The organism is Desulfoferula mesophila (genome assembly GCF_037076455.1).
GTDB classification, from domain to species: Bacteria; Desulfobacterota; Desulfarculia; order Desulfarculales; family Desulfarculaceae; genus Desulfoferula; species Desulfoferula mesophila.
The window spans coordinates 1328998-1345443 of record NZ_AP028679.1; the positions used below are offsets into that span (position 1 = coordinate 1328998).

Consider the following 16446-nt stretch of genomic DNA (forward strand, 5'->3'; position numbering starts at 1 on the left):
GCGGCCGTGGCGGCCGTCGCCGGTTGGTCTCAGGCCGCCTTTTTACGCTCGGCCGTTTGCATTATTTTTTCCCAGGCCCGGGCCAGTTCCCCGGCCAGGCCGTCTTTCTGGTATTCGGTGATGACCTGACCCCGCACCATGGCCTGCACCATGGCCGGATCAAAGGGCAGCTCGGCGAACAGCTCCAGGCCCTCGCGGGCGCAATAGTCGGCCAGGGACCGGCTCTGCTCGGCGTTGATGTCGCACTTGTTGATGATCACCCCCGCCGGAACCTTGAAGTGGCGGCAAAGCTCCAACACCCTCTCCAGGTCGTGGCGGCCCGAGGGGGTGGGCTCGGTGACCAGCACCGCCAGGTCGGTACCCGACATGGAGCTGATCACCGGGCAGCCGATGCCCGGAGGGCCGTCGCTGAGGATCAGCTCGTAGCCCTTTTCCTGGGCCAGCTCGCGGGCGTGCTGCCTCAGCAGGGCCACCAGGCGGCCCGAGTTCTCCTGGCCTGGAAAGAGTTGGGCGTGCACCATGGGCCCCATGCGGGTGTCTGACACCTGCCAGGTGCCACAGTGACGCTGGGGAAAGGCGATGGCCTCGGCCGGGCACAGGCTGACGCAGAGCTTGCAGCCCTCGCACTTCAGGGGGTCCACCCGATAGGCCTCGCCGTCTTCGATTATGGCCTCGAAACGGCATTTCTCCTGGCAAAGGCCGCAGTAGGTGCACAACTCCGGATCGATGATCGCCTCGTTGCCCGAGTAAAAATCGTGGACCTGAATCGCCTGGGGCGCGAGCAGAAGATGCAGGTCCGGGGCGTCCACGTCCAGGTCGCAGATGATTTTGTTTTTGGCCAGATGGGCCAGGGCCCCGGTTATGGAGGTCTTGCCAGTGCCGCCCTTGCCGCTGATGATGAGTATTTCAGGCATGAGCCGCCTCGCAGGGTGAATTGGGGCCCACGCACCGGACCTGGGCGGCCAGGTCCTCGAAGGCCACTTTGAGGGCCGGGGTGGCCTGGGCCACTATCTGTCCTTGAGAATAGGCCTGGGCCACCTCGCGGTCATAGGGTATCTCGGCCAGGATGGGCAGATCGTGCCTGCGGCAGTAGCGCTGCACCTCATCGTCGCCCAGCCCGGCCCGGTTGATCACCGCGGCCATGGGCTTGTTCATGGGGGCGAAGGCCTCGTGGGCCAGGCGGAAGTCATAGAGCCCGAAGGGGGTGGGCTCGGTGACCAGGAGGATCACGTCGGCGTCCATCACCGCGTTCACCGCCGGGCAGCTTACCCCCGGCGGGCAGTCCACGATCATGTCGGCTGCGCTGGCCGTGGCAAGCTTTGCCGCCTTGGCCCGCACAAAGCGCATCAGGGGCGGGCTCATGGCCTCGCCCACCCTGAGGCGACCCATGAAAAAGCCCATCTTTCCGGCCTGGCCCCAGCTAACCTCGCCCAACTCCCGGCGATCCGGGGTCAGGGCCCCGGCGGGGCATACCTCCAGACAGGCCCCGCAACCGTGGCACATCTCCGGGAAAGTGATCAGCACATCGCCCAGGAGGCTGATGGCCTTGAACTGGCAGATGTCCGAGCAGGCCCCGCAGGCGGTGCACTTGTCCTCGTCGGCCAAGGGAACCTCCATGTAGGCCTTTTCGCTTCCCTGAATCTCAGGGCGCAGGAACAGATGGAGGTTGGGCTCCTCCACGTCCAGGTCCACGGCAATCACCGGAGTGGGCCACACCGAGGCCAGGGAGGCGGAGACGGTGGTCTTGCCGGTGCCTCCCTTGCCGCTGGCCACGGCCAGTATCATGCGCGGCCCCCTTGCTCGCGGTTGGGGCCGTCGGCGATCTCCACCTGGCCGCTCTCATATCGCTCGATGGCTTGGCCAACGGTGAGCCCTTCCAGGTCCTGGCCCACCTTTACTCCCGCCGCCGCCAGGGCTTGGAAGGCCTTGGGGCCCACGTAACCGGTGAGTAGCACCCTGGCCCCTGCCTTGGCCACCGTCTCGGCTGCCTGGATGCCGGCGCCCTGGCCCATGCTCTGGGCTGTGCCGTTGTTCAGGTATTCGATCTTCTTGGTTTCGGGGTCGTAGATCACGAAACCGCCTGCTCGCCCAAAACGAGGGTCCAGCAGGTCGTCCAAGGTCGGTCCTTCGCTGCTAATGGCGATCTTGTTCATATCGTTCTCCAATTCTTTTGCCGGTAAATCATTCCGATCCGGCTTGGAAGATGGCTGGCCTTTGCGCGAGCGTACGGCGTAGTCACCTCCGTCGATGCGCAAGGCCCGCCCCAGAACCACCGCCTCGGCCACCACCCGGCGGGCCTCGGCCAACACCCGGCCGAAGGTGTGGCGCGAAACTTTCATACGCTCCGCCGCTGCCTGGTGGCTAAGGCTTTCCAGGTCGGCCAGGCGCAGGGCTTCGGCTCCTTCCACGGTGAGGTTCACCTCGGTAAGCTCGCGCATGGGAACTCCCCGGGGCTTGAAATAGGCGATGGGGGGCTTGTTTTGCACCCAGCGGCATTTACGGGGTCTTGGCACTGCGGTTCTCCATTGAATTGCTCCTATGCGCAAAACAATGATACTCCCAAGTTGAAGGCTGTCAACTCGAAAATGCTCATATGAGCTTAACTATACTAATCCGATTGGCTTGCTAGAGGTATGGTTGCGGCGGAAAGGGGGCGTATTGCTAGGATTCAGATAAATTTAATATTATTAATAGGTAATTAACCTCCCTTGCCCGGATGGGGCGGCCTTATCTGGTACACTCCCCCCTCTATGCGTATGGACCAGCCGTTGCAGAGGGCGCGCGCAACCGCGAAGCGCGCTCCCCCCAAAATGCGGCAAAACGTAGCGGTTGAGACCCCCATTCTTGCCGCCGCCGATTTTTGGTCCAATCCCTCGGCGTCAGCCAGGCGCAGGGCCTCCAGACCCTCCAGGGGGATGACCACTCCCTTGAGGTCGTGCACCGGAACCCCCTGGGGCCGGAAAAAGGACACCGGCGGGATGGCCCTGACCATGCGGTGTTTTTTGTGGCGGGGCATGCGGATTTCCTTTTGCAATATATTTCGTTTATACCCTGCGGCCGGGCGGAAGGCAAGAAAACAAATGAAACATGTTCCAAATAAAAATCGGGCCCTTTATGGCTCCGGGCAAGGCTTCCTAAAAATGCTTGGCATATGTTTACCTATAATACCAAGCATATAAGCCTTAAATAAAAGTAATTAAATATATATTAAAACGCTTACTTAATGCTAAATTATTCACAATTATTTCTTGAAACCAAATTTAGATAGGAGTATGCAAGGTTTCTAGTTATAAAGAGGTCATCCAGAGGTAATTTGCCTCAGAAAGAAATCATGAAGCCTCGCTCAATTTTCAGTCCGTCCTAATAAGACAGCTTGCTTGATTCTTAATTAAATATTGGTTCATTTTGACAGGCGGACTGGGTGCTAACTCGGGGCTGGGCCCCACGCCAAACTTGGGAAGGAAAGCAAATGGCTTTCGCAGACAAGTTGAAGACCAAGAGTTTCGTGTACTTGGCCGAAATGGAAACGCCCAAGGGCGTGGATTTGGCCACCTTCGCGGATAACGGTCGCCACCTCAAGGGTCGGGTGGACGCCGTGCTGGTGCCAGACCTGAGCCACGCGGTGATGCGTCTGGCCGCGTTGGCCGGGGCCAAGGTGCTAGCGGACCTGGGCCTGGACGTGATCGTGCAGTTCTCCTGTCGCGACCGCAACCGCCTGGCCCTGCAGGGCGATCTTTTGGCCGCCCACGTGTTGGGCCTGGGCAACGTGATGGCCACGGCCGGCGAACCCATCGAGCACGGCGACCAACCTGGGGCCAAGGCGGTCAATGACCTCACTCCCGCCGAGTTCCTGGAAGCGGCCACCAGCCTGTCCGGCGGACAGGATCTGGGAGGCCGCCAACTGCTGGGCAAGCCCCAGTTCTGTCTGGGCGCCTCGGTGGCTTCGTTCCAGGACGCCGCGGGGGCCAAGGCCGCGGTGGACAAGGGCGCTTCCTTCATTATCGCTCCGCCGGTTTTCGACCTGGAGGCGTTCGCACCCTTGGCCGCCGAGCTCAAGGGCTCGGGAGCCACGCTCATCGCCAGCGTTCTGCTGCTCAAATCGGTGGGCATGGCCCGCTATCTCAATCAAAACGTACCCGGCGTGAACATCAGCGAAGAGACCATCAAGCGCATCCGTTCGGCCAGCGACCGGCCGGCCGAATGCGTCAAGATAGCCGCCGAGACCGTGCAAGGACTCAAGAGCCTTTGCGGGGGGGCGCTGTTGATCACTGCGGGTTGGGAAGACCGCCTGCCCCAGATTCTCGACCTAGCAACCCAGTAAGGTGTATGAGCCCCCAGGGGGGGCCAGCGTAAGAAAGGCCTAGCCAAATGAACCAAGAAAACAGCCAGCGTACGAGCAACTCGGTGCTGGTTCTAGGCGGCGGCATCGCCGGCATCAAGGCCTCCTATGACCTTGCCGAGGCAGGGAGGCAAGTCTATCTGTTGGAGAAAAAGCCCGCCTTGGGCGGCTTCCTACCGCTGTTGGACCGGCAATTTCCCACCAACGATTGCAACATCTGCTACCTGTCCCCCGACGCCGACAAGGCGGGCGGCGCCCGCACCGTGCAGACCATGCCCCTGACCAAGTTGGTGAGCCTTGAGGGTCAGGCCGGCGACTTCAAGGCCCAGGTGTTCACCAGCCCCCGATACATCAACGTGGACCGCTGCAACGCCTGCGGAGCCTGTTTGGCCGCCTGCCCCCAAGGGGCCATCAGCTTCACTCCCGGCCTGGACACCAACTCCCCCACCTGCCTGCGCTATCCCCAGGCCACGCCCCAAGCCTTTGCCATCGACATGAGCAAGTGCGACCGCTGCGGCGAGTGCATCAAGGTTTGCGTGCCCGAGGCCATCGACCTGGACCAAAAAGAGGTCGAGCAGACCCTGGAAGTGGGTTCGGTGGTGCTGGCCAGCGGCGGCGAGCTTTGGGACCCGGCCCCCATGGACGAATGGTACGGTCACGGCCGCTTCCCGGACGTGCTCACCAGCCTGGAGTTCGAGCAGCTCATGAGCTCCGCCGGCCCCACCGGCGGCAAGTTCCAGCGACCCAGCGACGGCCGCCATCCCAAGCGCATCGGCTGGATCCAGTGCGCGGGCAGCCGCACCACCAAGGAGGGCGGCAACCCCTACTGCTCCTCCATCTGCTGCATGATCTCCATGAAGGAGGCCATCTGGGCCAAGGAGCACTTCGAGCATGAGCTGGAGGCCACGGTCTTTTTCATGGACATGCGGCCCATGGGCAAGGACTACGAGCTCTACTACCAGCGCGCCAAGAGCGAGCTGGGAGTCAACTTCGTGCGCTGCCGCCCCCACACGGTGGACCACAACGAAGAGACCGGCGACCTCAGGATGACCTATGTGGACGACCACGGGACCCTGGGCGAGGTGGATTTGGACATGGTGGTCCTGGGGGTGGGCTTCTGCGCCGCCAGCGACGCCACCGAGCAGGCGGCGGCCCTGGGCATCGAGCTGGACCCCTACCGCTTCGCCAAGGCCGAGGACTTCGCCCCGGTGAGCACCAGCCGCCCCGGCGTGTACGCCTGCGGCATGGCCCTGGGGCCCCAGGACATCCCCGGATCGCTGACCCAGGCTTCGGCCGCCGGCTGTCTGGCCAGTTCCGATCTGGTCGCGCCGCGGGCCATGCGCCGGGAAGAAGATCTGCCCAGGGAAAAGGACTTCAGCAAGCAAGAGCCGCGCATCGGAGTGTTTTTCGTGGACTGGGGCCGGGTGGTCCAAGAGGTGGTGGAATCCCAGAAGGTACAGGACGCCGCCTCCAAGATGGACGGCGTGGTCCACGTGGAAAACCTGGAGCTTTCCTACGGTCAGGACGGCCTGGCCACCTTGGAAAAGGCCATCGCCACCCACGACATCAACCGGGTGGTGGTGGCGGGATACAGCCCCCGCACCCACGGCCGCATCTTTGCCGAGGCCATTCGCAAGGCCGGGCTCAACCGGGCCTATCTGGAGATGGCCAACATCCGCGAGCAGGACGCCCTGGTGCACCGCGGCGACCAGGCCGCGGCCACCAACAAGGCCATCACCTTGGTGCGCACCGCGGTGGCCGGAGTGCGCCATGCCAAGCCGACTCCCAGCCTGAGCTTGCCCTTCAACCCCGACGCCCTGGTGGTGGGCGGCGGCGTGGCCGGCATGAGCGCCGCCCTGGGCCTGGCCGGACAAGGCGGCAAGGTCTACCTGGTGGAGCGTAGCCGCGAGTTGGGCGGCCTGGCCAGCGAGCTGGCCCGCACCCTGGACGGCCGTCCGCTGGCCCCGGAGCTGGCCGAAATGATCGCCCGGGTCAAGGACAACCCCAACATCGAGATACTCACCGACACCCTGGTGGTGGACCACAAGGGCCAGGTGGGCGCCTTTGTCACCGGCGTGCAAACCGGTCCGGGCATGTTCTATCGCCAGATCAACCACGGCGTGACCATCCTGGCCACCGGCGCCCGGCGCTACGAACCCAGCGAATACCTCTACGGCCAAGACTCCAGGATCATGACCCAGCTGGAGATGGAAAAGCTCCTGGCCTCCGGCAAGGCCGGCGAGTCCCTGGGCACCGTGGTGATGATCCAGTGCGTGGGCAGCCGCAACGAAACCAACCCCACCTGCGGGCGCATTTGTTGCCGCAGCGCGGTGAAGAACGCCCTGTGGATCAAGGAGCAAAATCCCGAGGCCCAGGTGTTCGTGCTCTACCGCGACATGCGCATGCCCTTCGACTCCGAAGACCAGTACCGCAAGGCCCGCGAACTGGGAGTGCTTTTCGTGCGCTACAGCCCCGAGGAGCCGCCCCAGGTGGGCAAGGACGGCGAGACCCTGGAGGTGATCTTCAAGGACCACATCCTGGACCGCCGGCTGTCCGTGGAGCCCAGCGCCCTGGTGCTCTCCACGCCGCAGATCGCCGCCGACGAGGACACCGAGGAGCTTTGCGAGATATTCCGCCTGCAACAGGGCCCCGGTGGGTTCCTGCTGGAGGATCACCCCAAGGTGCGGCCCATAGACACCCCGGCTCCGGGCGTGTTCGCGGCCGGTTCGGTGTTGTGCCCGGCCTCGCTGGCCGAGGCCCGCACCCAGGGCCTGGCCGCCGCCGGGCGCGCCCTGACCCTGGTTTCCCAGAAGAGCCTGGTCTTGGACACCCCGGTGGCCAAGGTCAACGGCGACCGCTGCGCGGCGTGTCTGATATGCGTGCGTACTTGTCCTTATGGTATTCCCTACATCAACGCCGATGGCTACTCGGAGATAGACCCGGCCCAGTGCCTGGGCTGCGGGGTCTGCGCCGCCGAGTGTCCGGCCCAGGCCATTCAACTGCCGGGCTATGAGGATGACCGCATGCTCAGCCGCACCGAGGCTCTGCTGGAAGGGGTAATGTAATGAGTAATTTCGAACCGGTTGTGGTGGTGTTCGCCTGTGACTACTGCGCCTATACCGCCGCCGACGTGGCCGGCCGCATGAACCTGAGCTACCCCTCCGGGGTGAGGATTCTTCGGGTGCCCTGCACCGGTAAGGTGGAGCAGCTTTACATCATGCAGGCCCTGCAAAAGGGGGCCGACGGCGTGTTGGTGGCCGGTTGCCTGGTGGGAGACTGCCACTTTAAAAACGGCAACCTCAGGGCCGCGGCCCGGGTGAAAAGGGTGCAGTCGTTGCTGGACGACATCGGTATCGGCGGCGAGCGGGTGGCCATGGTCAACGTGAGCGCGGGCCAGGGGGCCAAATTCGCGGAAATCGCCACCGAGTTCAGCCAGAAGATTGGTGAAATGGGGCCCAATCCCATTAAGCAAGGGGCCAAGGCGGCCGCCTGAAGGGAAAGATCATGATCACCGCAGAACGCAAGCCTATGGAAGAAATTTTCCGCTTGATCGAGCCGTACGGCAAGATCCTGCTGGTGGGCTGCAACGAGTGTGTCACGGTTTGCCACGCTGGCGGCCGCAAAGAGGTGGCCATGCTGGCCTCGGCCCTCAGGATGGGCCGGATGAAGCTGGGCGCGCCCCTGACCGTGGACGAGTTGACCTTGGAGCGCCAGTGCGATCCCGAGTACGCGGAAGAGCTGGCCATGGTGGTGGATCAGTATGACGCGGTGTGCTCCATGGCCTGCGGCTGCGGCGTGCAGACCGTGGCCGAGCGCTACCAGGGCCTGCCGGTGCTGCCCATGGTCAACACCGAGTTCATGGGCTCCAGCGAGTCCAACGGCGTGTGGGCCGAGCGTTGCGCCGGCTGCGGCAACTGCGTGCTGGGTCTCACCGGCGGCATCTGTCCCATCGCCCGTTGCTCCAAGCGCATCTTCAACGGACCCTGCGGCGGCTCCACCAAGGGCAAGTGCGAGGTCAGCCCGGATATCGACTGCGCCTGGCAGCTTATTTGGGACCGCCTGAAACAACTGGGCCAGACCGAGCTCTACAGCCAGATCATGGCCCCCAAGGATTGGCGCACTGCCCGTGACGGCGGCCCGCGCCGCATCGTCAGAGAGGACATGGCGATATGAAAAGCGACAGCAATCTGGAAAAAGTCCTTGCAGCGGGCAACTTCGCGGTAACCGGCGAGTTGGGTCCGCCCCGCGGGGCCAACCTGCAGGCCATCAAGGACAAGGCCTCCCACCTCAAGGGCATGGTGGACGCGGTCAACGTGACCGACAACCAGACCGCGGTGGTGCGCATGGCCTCCTGGGCCGTGAGCTTGGTGCTCAAGGAAATGGGCATGGAGCCCAACTACCAGATGGTCTGCCGCGACCGCAACCGCCTGGCCATGCAGTCGGACATTTTGGGCGCCGCCGCTCTGGGCATCAACACCATGCTGTGCCTGTCCGGCGACCACCCCAGCTTCGGCGACCATCCCCAGGCCGCCAACGTGCACGACATCGACTCCATTCAGCAGATCCAGATGGTCGCCAACATGCGCGACCAGGGCCGTTTCCAGGGCGGGGCCGAGATCGACACCCCTCCCCGCCTGTTCGTGGGGGCGGCGGCCAACCCCTTTGGCGATCCTTTCGAGCTTCGGGTTTTGCGCCTGGGCAAGAAGGTCGCGGCCGGGGCTGATTTTATTCAGACACAATGTATTTACAATATGGAGCGTTTCGCGGAATATATGCGTCAGGCGGTCGACATGGGCCTGACCGAGAAAACCAAGCTCCTGGCCGGGGTGACCCCGCTCAAGAGCGCGGGCATGGCCCGTTACATGGCCAAGAAGGTGCCGGGCATGGACGTGCCCGACGAAGTGGTCAAGCGCATTGCCGACCAGCCCAAGGACAAACAGGCAGAGGAAGGCATCAAGCTGCTCTGTGAACAGATAGAGCAACTACGCGAAATGCCCGGCGTGGCCGGTATTCACCTGATGGCTATCGAATGGGAGCATCGGGTACCGGAGATCGTGGAGCGGGCCGGCCTGCTTCCCCGGCCACAGGTCTAAAGGCTCCGCGCCCCTCCCGGGCCGGACAGCAAGGAGGAGGCCGTATGGCCGACGGTAAATACGTGTTGGTGGTAGATGACGACCCGGATCTCGTTGAATCGGTAGCCATGAACCTGGAGGCCAAGGGCTTCGAGGTGGGCAAGGCCTACGATGGGGTGGAAGGCCTGGAGAGCGTCAAAGCGCGGCGGCCCGACGTGGTGGTGCTGGACGTGATGATGCCCCGCAAGGACGGCTACGAGGTATGCGCCCAGCTGAAGAGCGACAGCGCTTTCAGCGGTATTCCGGTGATTCTGCTCACGGCGGTGGGGTCGGCGGTTAACTCCACCTCCTATACCCACCGTGACGGGATGACCACCGAGGCCGACGAATACATCGCCAAACCGGTGGATCTGGACCAGCTCGCCGAGCTGGTGGCGGAGCTGGCCTAGACGGCCGCCCGGTGAGCCGGTGCCGGCCATGAAGCGGCTGCGCATAACCGGCTGGAAACAACGCCGGAACCTCAGCTTGCTGGCTGTGAAGGGGTGGCCCTGGGCCGGGGTTAACGCTCTGGCCGGGGCCTTTACCCAGGCTCGGATCAACCTGCCTTTTCTCCTGATGCACGGGGGCAAGGGCGGGGTGCGGGTCGGTTTGTGCTTGGAGACGGCCAATAGCCCCCAGGCTCTGGCCCTGGCCCAGGAGCTGGCCCAGGCCCATGGCTGGCCGACGCCCCGGGTGCGCGAGCCGGTAATCGCCCTCACTTTCTACCCTCTGGCCGCGGGCATGGCCCTGCCCGCCCAGGCCCTGGCCTGCCTGGCCACCGTTGGCCTCAAACCCCTGGCCCTGGGCACGTCCCTGGCGGCCATGACCGTGATCCTGCCCGAAGACCAGCTCGCCGCGGCCGTGGAGGCCCTGGGTAGCCGTTTCGACCTGCCGCCGGGGGGCTCGCCCCCGGAGGAGCAGGTGAGCGTGGTGCAAAGCCCGCTGTCCAGGGAGGGCTGATACATGGAAACCGTGGCGGTGTATTTTGAAAGGCCGGTGCGCACCTACGGGCTCAAGCTCCGCCTGGGCGACGTCGCCATGGCTCTGGAGTGCAGCGCCGCCGCCCTGGCCGAGCTCACCGAATCACTGGCCGCCCTGGACCCTCCCATGCAGCTGGTCTCCTGCAGCCTGGTGTGGGAGGACGATCTGGCCCTGCTTCAGATCTGCCTGCCCCGGGATCAGGCCCCGCGCCTGGAAGAAGCCGCGGCCCTCTCCGGCGCGGTGATCACCGAGCGCGGCCCCACCGCCTTGATCAATTTGCAAGGTCCCCATTTCGGCGACCGCTGGGGCCTGGCCTCCGAGGCCCTGAGCGGCCTGGAGGCGGCCGGTGTGGAGCCCCTGGCCCTGTTGGGGGTGACCCACACCTTGCAGGTGACCCTGGCCCCGGAACACGGCGAGCCCGCCCTAGAGGGCCTGGGACAATGCTTCTGCGCCCCGGGAGGCCGCAATGACTGAGCAATTGCCCATGGCCGAGCCGCCAAGCCTTACGCTGAGCGACAGCCAGTACCGGCGCATTTTTCAGTACCTGCCCATTCCCACCATACTTTTGGGCCCGGACAAGCGGGTTCTGGCGGTGAGCAAGAGCTGGTTGCAGCGCTACGGCATGAGCCAGGAACAGGTCTTGGGCCACCTTTGCTATGAGGTCTACCGCCGGGGCAACCAGCCCTGTCCGGCCAGCGTGTGCCGCTTTCCGGCGGCCATGCAGGGCCAGCAAGGCCTGTTCAACGCCCACGAGTATCAGGATTCGCGGGGGCACTGGGTGGTGGAGGAAGTCCACCTCAGCCCCTTTACCGACGAACTGGGCAAGGTGCTGGGGGTCATCGAGTCGGTGCGCGACATCTCCGAGGCCAAGCGCCTGGAGGCCAGCCTCACCGAGACCAACGAGCTTTTGGGGGGGCTGCTCAACTCCATGCTGGGGGTGGTGGTGGCCGCCGACCTGGAGGGCAGGGTCTTGTTCGTCAACCGCAACTCCCTGCCGGTGATGGGTTACGCTCCCGAGGAGCTCATGGGCAAGACCTTGTGGGACCTGAGTCCCCACGAGGAACTCAAACGCCTGCGAAGCATCCTGGACGCCAGCGACGGCCCGGTGCGCGGGGTGCGCACCCACCTGACCAAAAAGGACGGCGAGATCGTCCCGGTGGTGGTGAACCTCAACTATATCTACCGCGAGGGCAAGCCCATCGGCACCCTGGGCATCATCCGGGACCAGCGGGAGCGGGCCAAGATAGAGCGCCACCTCAGCTCGGCGCGCATGCAGGTGGTGCAGTCGGACAAGCTGGCCATGCTGGGGCGCATGGCCGCCGGCGTGGCCCACGAGCTCAACAACCCCCTCACCGGCATCACCATCTACGGCGAACTGGTGCGCGACCAGCTTCCCCCGGACCATCCGGTGCAGCCGGACCTGCAGCGCATCATCGAGGACGCCGAACGTTGCCGCGACATCGTGCGCGACCTGTTGGACTACAGCCGCCAGGGCAGCATCCAACTGGAATCGCTGGACTTGAGCCAGCTGGTGGAGGAGGCGCTGGCCCTGACCCACGCCGACAGCCAGGGATGGCACGTGGAGGTGGTTACCGAGTGGTATCCCGAGCCCCTGATCATCCAGGGCGACCGCCAGCTCTTGCGCCAGGTGTTCATCAACCTGATCTCCAACGCCTATGACGCCATGGAGGGCCGGGGCAAGTTGACGGTGCGCACCTATCTGGACGATGAGGGCATGCGCTGCGCCGAGGTCGGCGACAGCGGCAGCGGCATCGCTCCCGAATACCTGACCAAGGTGTTCGATCCCTTTTTCACCACCAAGCCGCCGGGGCAGGGGACCGGCTTGGGGCTCAGCGTGGTGTTCGGGGTGATCTCGCGCCACGAGGGCAAGATTTTGGTCAAACAATCCGGGCCCGAGGGTACCACCTTTTTGGTGCGCCTGCCGGCCCAGGCGCCCAAGACCCTGCTGGATTTTGCCAGCACCATGCGCAGCGATCCAGAGGACGAGGAGATCGGGTGAGTATTCAAATAACGCGCCGTATTTTGGTGGTGGACGACGAAGAGCGGGTGCGCCTGGCCGTGCAGCGGGTGCTCACCGAGGCGGGCTACGAGGTGTACCTTGCCGCCGATGGGGCCGAGGGCTTGGCCATGGTGGAAAAGCATGGCCCGGACCTGGTGTTGGTGGATTTGATGATGCCGGTCATGGACGGCATGGAGTTCTTGGATCAGGCCCGCCGCCGCTACCCGGATCTCACCTCGGTGGTCATCACCGGCTTCGCCACCTTGGAAAAGGCGGTGGAGGCTATGAAGCAGGGGGCCGACGACTTCTTGGCCAAGCCCTTCAAGCCCCAAGACTTGCGCATGGTGGTGGAGCGGGCCTTCCGCCGGGCCGACACCCTGCAAAATATTTCCATCGAAAAAAGCCGCACCAGGGCCTTGGTGGCGGCCATGCGCAACGGGGTCCTGGTGGTGGACGCCGGGGGCGAGATCGCCCTGGTCAACCCGGTGCTGGCCAAGCTCCTGGGCAAGTCCCAGGAGGAGTTGCAGGGCCGCTCCTGCGGCGAGGCCCTGCCTTGGCCCGCGGTGTGCCAGTGCCTGGAGCAGGCCCTGCAGCCCATCCCCAGGGAGCTGACCAGCGACGATTGCCGGGGGCAGGTGAGCCTGGGCCAAGGCGACGACGCCACCTATTTCCAGGTGACCTGCGCGCCCTTTTACGACGCCCGGCGCAGGCCCATGGGCGCGGTGGCGGTGTTCGACGACATCACCGCCTGGCGCCGGCTGGACCAATACAAGAGCGAGTTCGTCTCCACCGTGGCCCATGAGATCGTCAGCCCCCTGTCCGCCGTGCTGGGGCAGTTGCAAAACCTGAACAAGGGGCTTTTGGGCCCTTTGGAGGAGCCGCAAAAGGAGCTGCTGGGCCGGGCCCGGGAGCGCCTGGAGTCCATAGCCAAGCTCAGCCGTGACCTGTTGGACCTGTCCAAGATCGAGGCCGGGGGCATGGGCCAGGTGAGCCGGGTGCAATTGGCGCCGCTGTTCCAGGAGGCGGTGGACCAGCTCATGGGCCGGGCCCAGGCCAAGAGCCAGAGCCTGGAGCTGGAGATAGACGACAACCTGCCCGAGGTAATGGGCGTGGGCGAGGAGCTCTTGCGGGTGGCCACCAACTTGGTCAGCAACGCGGTCAAGTACACCCCCCAGGGCGGCCGCATCCGGGTGCGGGCCGCGGGCGGCGACGGCGAAGCGGTTCTGTCGGTGCAGGACAACGGCCTGGGCATCCCCCCCGAGGAGCAGGAGGCCATCTTCCAGCGCTTCCACCGGGTGAAAAACGCCGACACCCGCCAGATACCCGGCACCGGACTGGGCCTGGCCATCGTCAAGCGGGTGGTGGAGAGCCACGACGGCCGGCTGGAGCTGACCAGCGAGCCGGGTAAGGGTTCCACCTTTACCCTTTATCTGCCGGCAGCTCCGCAATAGACCGGCGCGTCCGGCTGCGCCAGCCACCGGTATACTGCGTTGCTGGCTTCGCTCAAGCCTCGACGTAGGTTTCCCTACGCCTGCGGCTCTCGCTCGCCAGGCGCCTTGTCTCCCGGCGGCTGGCTGTGCCGGACTTAATCAGAAACCAGCTGACGTGGCGGGGCTGAAGCCTTATCTATGCGGACAGAATAATTCCTGATTGATCGGTTTCCCGGCGGGTACTACCTGAAAATCCCCCTAGGTATCATGGGTGAGTGCAATCTTCTCCAGCATGGTAACCAGCCCCACCCCCAGGGTGTAGATGCTCTCAATGGGCAGGTTGTCGGTGGCCGTGGCGTCAAAGCACAGGTTCAAGGTGGATTCCATACCGTCTTCCGGGGGCCAGTAGCGGATCAGCAGGGGCAGCTTGGGCAAGGGCCATAGCACCACCCTCAGCTCTGCCGAGCCTTCCTCCTCCACCGCCTGGGCCCCGAAGATGTCGATGACCCACTCCATCAGGTCGCGGTGCTCGTCGATCACCTTTTGCAGCGGCTTTTCGCAACGCTGGCCGAACAGCCGATGCCAATCCTCGCCCCCGGGTAGTTCCCGCAGCAGCTTCCAGCGCCCCAGCGGGTCCTTGCCTTGGCCCAGGCTCACGTAATTGAGCATGGGCTCGGCCAGCCAGGCGTTGACGTGGCACTGGGAAGCCAGGGAGCCGTCCGGATCCACGGTGAAATCCTTGCCCAGACACTTGAGCACCAGGCGCTTGCCGTTGTGGGTGCAGCCCAGCTGGCCTGCCTTGGCGGCCAGATCCACCGCGGCCACCCTGGCCTTGAGCGGGGCCATGGCCCGGGTCAGCTCTTCCTGGGGGTCGGCAGCCTGGCCCAGCTCTCGGGCCAATTCTTCGCGCACCTGGGGGGCCAGGTCCGGGCAGGCGCTCAGGAGCTTTTGCCCCCGCATGGCCGCGGCGGCAAAGGCCAGGCAGGCGGCCATGCCGCATTTCTTGCAATTGGTCTGGGGCAGATGCTTGTAGAGGTCCAGATAGCTCTTGAGGGGGGACATGCCAATTCGCTCCCTGTTTGGCGCCGTGATCCTGGCTTAAGCCTACTACCAACCAGGGACCAGTGAATCACCCGAACGGGTGACACGCTTTTTAGACCAATCCCTGCCTGGCGGCCCACACTGCCGCTTGCGCCCGGTCGTTGACCCCCAGCTTGTTGAAGATGTTACCCACGTGACGCTTCACCGTGTTCTGGCTGATGCCCAGCACCTTGGCGATACTGGGCTTGGACAAACCCTGGGCCACCAGGCGCAGCACCTCCAGCTCCCGTTTGGTCAGGGAGGCGTCCCCCTGGGGCTGAAAGGGCAGCTCGCCCAACTGGAACCGGTTCATCTCTTCCAGGGAGCGCTCCAGGGTCAACACCTCGTCTTCCAGGCGGGACTGGCGTTTTTTGCGGTGGGTGATGTCAAAGCTGATGCGGGCGGCAAAGGCCACCGCTCCCCGGCGGTCCAGGATGGGATAGGCCCTGGCCTCGCGCCATATCTCCCGGCCCTCGCTGGTGAGCATATGGCGCTCAACCGCCTGGGGCCGGCCTTGGGCGAACATGGGTTTCACCGGACAGGCGCGGGTGCAGGGGGTGTCGCGCCCCGCGAATATCTGATAGCAGAAGTGGCCCACAGCCTCGCTTTCGGACCCCGGGGTCTCCATGAGGGGCTCCTTGCACCAGATCACCCGATAATCGCGGTCCACGATCATCAGCGAATCACCCAAATTGGCCAGGATTTCCCAGGCGGTAAGGGCTGGGGCGGAGCTTGGTCTGGGGCTCACCGGGGTCTCCTTTCGGGCCTGGCAAGGATGTCCGGGCCTTGGTTGTTTATGGCACGGCGCGGGCCCGGCATCAAGAATAAGCGGGTTTAGGCCAGGGGGTGGCGTGCGCGCGTGTGCAGACGCCTGCACAACCAAACCGCCAGGCCGAGGGCCAGAAGCGCTCCCCCGGCCACGGCGAAGTGCTCCAAGTCGGGCTCGCGCCAGATGTGGCCTAGGCGATGGGCGAACACGGTGATGGCCAGAACCACCGGGATCATGCCCAAGAGGGTTCCCACGGCGAAGCATCCTAGACGGAAGCGCGAAGCGCCCGCCACCAGGTTGATCAGGGTGAAGGGGGCCACCGGCAAAAGGCGCAGGACGACGATGGTGGCCACCCCGTGGTCGGCCAATTCGCTGCTCAACCGGCCGGCCTTGCCGCCGGAAAACCTGTCCAAGGTATAATGGCCGGCGACCAATCCCAGGCCATAGGCCGCCAGGGCGCTGGACAGGGCCCCGCCCAAGGCGTAGACCGCGCCCAGCCAGGGGCCGAAGATCATACCCATGGCCCCGATGAGCAAAACCACCGGCAGCATCACCAGGCCGCCCACGAAAAAAACCGCCAGGGCGGCCAGGGGAGCCAGGGGCAACTCGCGCATGGCGGCGGCCCAGCGCTCCAGGCTTTGCTCGTCCAGCATGCCGCTCAACGGCCCCCACCGCCAAAAGGCGCAAAGGGCCAGCAGCGCGGCGGGAAAAATGGC

17 protein-coding genes are annotated in these 16446 nt (G+C 64.5%); 10 read left to right on the forward strand and 7 right to left on the reverse strand.

Features of this window, described 5'->3' with window-relative positions:
* Positions 1-29: 29 nt before the first annotated feature.
* The 4 genes from AACH32_RS05820 to AACH32_RS05835 all read right to left on the reverse strand — a co-directional run bounded on the left by AACH32_RS05820 (position 30) and on the right by AACH32_RS05835 (position 3016).
* Entirely contained in the window at positions 30-914 is an 885-nt protein-coding gene (locus tag AACH32_RS05820) for an ATP-binding protein (RefSeq protein ID WP_338605841.1), read from the reverse strand.
* Entirely contained in the window at positions 907-1785 is an 879-nt protein-coding gene (locus tag AACH32_RS05825; RefSeq protein ID WP_338605842.1) for an ATP-binding protein, read from the reverse strand. The genes AACH32_RS05820 and AACH32_RS05825 overlap by 8 nt, the downstream gene beginning before the upstream one ends.
* Positions 1782-2513 carry a DUF134 domain-containing protein gene (locus AACH32_RS05830; protein WP_338605843.1) on the reverse strand — a complete coding sequence of 244 codons (732 nt, stop codon included), beginning with the start codon at positions 2511-2513 and terminating at the stop codon, positions 1782-1784. Before AACH32_RS05830 ends, AACH32_RS05825 begins: the two co-directional genes overlap by 4 nt.
* Before the next feature lie 185 nt (positions 2514-2698).
* The gene (locus tag AACH32_RS05835; protein ID WP_338605844.1) at positions 2699-3016 is read right to left on the reverse strand and encodes a DUF134 domain-containing protein; all 318 of its coding nucleotides are present in this window, start codon (positions 3014-3016) and stop codon (positions 2699-2701) included.
* 453 nt (positions 3017-3469) lie between these two features.
* Here AACH32_RS05835 and AACH32_RS05840 point away from each other — a divergent pair, with 453 nt between their 5' ends.
* Genes AACH32_RS05840 through AACH32_RS05885 form a run of 10 tightly spaced genes read left to right on the forward strand, consistent with a single transcriptional unit; the run spans position 3470 to position 13902 of the window.
* Positions 3470-4321 carry a methylenetetrahydrofolate reductase gene (locus AACH32_RS05840; RefSeq protein ID WP_338605845.1) on the forward strand — a complete coding sequence of 284 codons (852 nt, stop codon included), beginning with the start codon at positions 3470-3472 and terminating at the stop codon, positions 4319-4321.
* Between the two features lie 47 nt (positions 4322-4368).
* A complete protein-coding gene (locus AACH32_RS05845; protein WP_338605846.1) occupies positions 4369-7404 on the forward strand; it encodes an FAD-dependent oxidoreductase in 3036 nt (1011 codons plus the stop codon).
* Positions 7404-7832 (forward strand): hydrogenase iron-sulfur subunit, encoded by a 429-nt coding sequence (locus AACH32_RS05850; protein WP_338605847.1) that lies wholly within the window; start codon positions 7404-7406, stop codon positions 7830-7832. The genes AACH32_RS05845 and AACH32_RS05850 overlap by 1 nt, the downstream gene beginning before the upstream one ends.
* 11 nt (positions 7833-7843) lie before the next feature.
* A complete protein-coding gene (locus AACH32_RS05855) occupies positions 7844-8512 on the forward strand; it encodes a methylenetetrahydrofolate reductase C-terminal domain-containing protein (protein ID WP_338605848.1) in 669 nt (222 codons plus the stop codon).
* On the forward strand, positions 8509-9432 hold the full coding sequence (locus AACH32_RS05860) for a methylenetetrahydrofolate reductase (protein ID WP_338605849.1): 924 nt from the start codon (positions 8509-8511) through the stop codon (positions 9430-9432). Before AACH32_RS05855 ends, AACH32_RS05860 begins: the two co-directional genes overlap by 4 nt.
* Before the next feature lie 44 nt (positions 9433-9476).
* Positions 9477-9860: a response regulator transcription factor gene (locus AACH32_RS05865; protein ID WP_338605850.1), complete on the forward strand. Its 384-nt coding sequence runs from the start codon at positions 9477-9479 to the stop codon at positions 9858-9860.
* Between the two features lie 28 nt (positions 9861-9888).
* Positions 9889-10410 carry a hypothetical protein gene (locus AACH32_RS05870; RefSeq protein ID WP_338605851.1) on the forward strand — a complete coding sequence of 174 codons (522 nt, stop codon included), beginning with the start codon at positions 9889-9891 and terminating at the stop codon, positions 10408-10410.
* 3 nt (positions 10411-10413) lie between these two features.
* A complete protein-coding gene (locus AACH32_RS05875) occupies positions 10414-10905 on the forward strand; it encodes a hypothetical protein (protein WP_338605852.1) in 492 nt (163 codons plus the stop codon).
* Positions 10898-12451: a PAS domain-containing sensor histidine kinase gene (locus tag AACH32_RS05880; RefSeq protein WP_338605853.1), complete on the forward strand. Its 1554-nt coding sequence runs from the start codon at positions 10898-10900 to the stop codon at positions 12449-12451. Before AACH32_RS05875 ends, AACH32_RS05880 begins: the two co-directional genes overlap by 8 nt.
* Positions 12448-13902: an ATP-binding protein gene (locus AACH32_RS05885; RefSeq protein ID WP_338605854.1), complete on the forward strand. Its 1455-nt coding sequence runs from the start codon at positions 12448-12450 to the stop codon at positions 13900-13902. Before AACH32_RS05880 ends, AACH32_RS05885 begins: the two co-directional genes overlap by 4 nt.
* A 237-nt stretch (positions 13903-14139) precedes the next feature.
* Here AACH32_RS05885 and AACH32_RS05890 read toward each other — a convergent pair whose 3' ends face one another.
* The 3 genes from AACH32_RS05890 to AACH32_RS05900 form a co-directional block, all read right to left on the reverse strand.
* Positions 14140-14943, reverse strand: coding sequence for a DUF3786 domain-containing protein (locus tag AACH32_RS05890; protein WP_338605855.1), 804 nt, complete (start codon positions 14941-14943; stop codon positions 14140-14142).
* A 91-nt stretch (positions 14944-15034) separates the two neighbouring features.
* A complete protein-coding gene (locus tag AACH32_RS05895) occupies positions 15035-15709 on the reverse strand; it encodes a helix-turn-helix transcriptional regulator (RefSeq protein WP_338605856.1) in 675 nt (224 codons plus the stop codon).
* A gap of 86 nt (positions 15710-15795) precedes the next feature.
* Entirely contained in the window at positions 15796-16383 is a 588-nt protein-coding gene (locus AACH32_RS05900) for a TVP38/TMEM64 family protein (RefSeq protein ID WP_338606649.1), read from the reverse strand.
* Between the last annotated feature and the right edge of the window lie 63 nt (positions 16384-16446).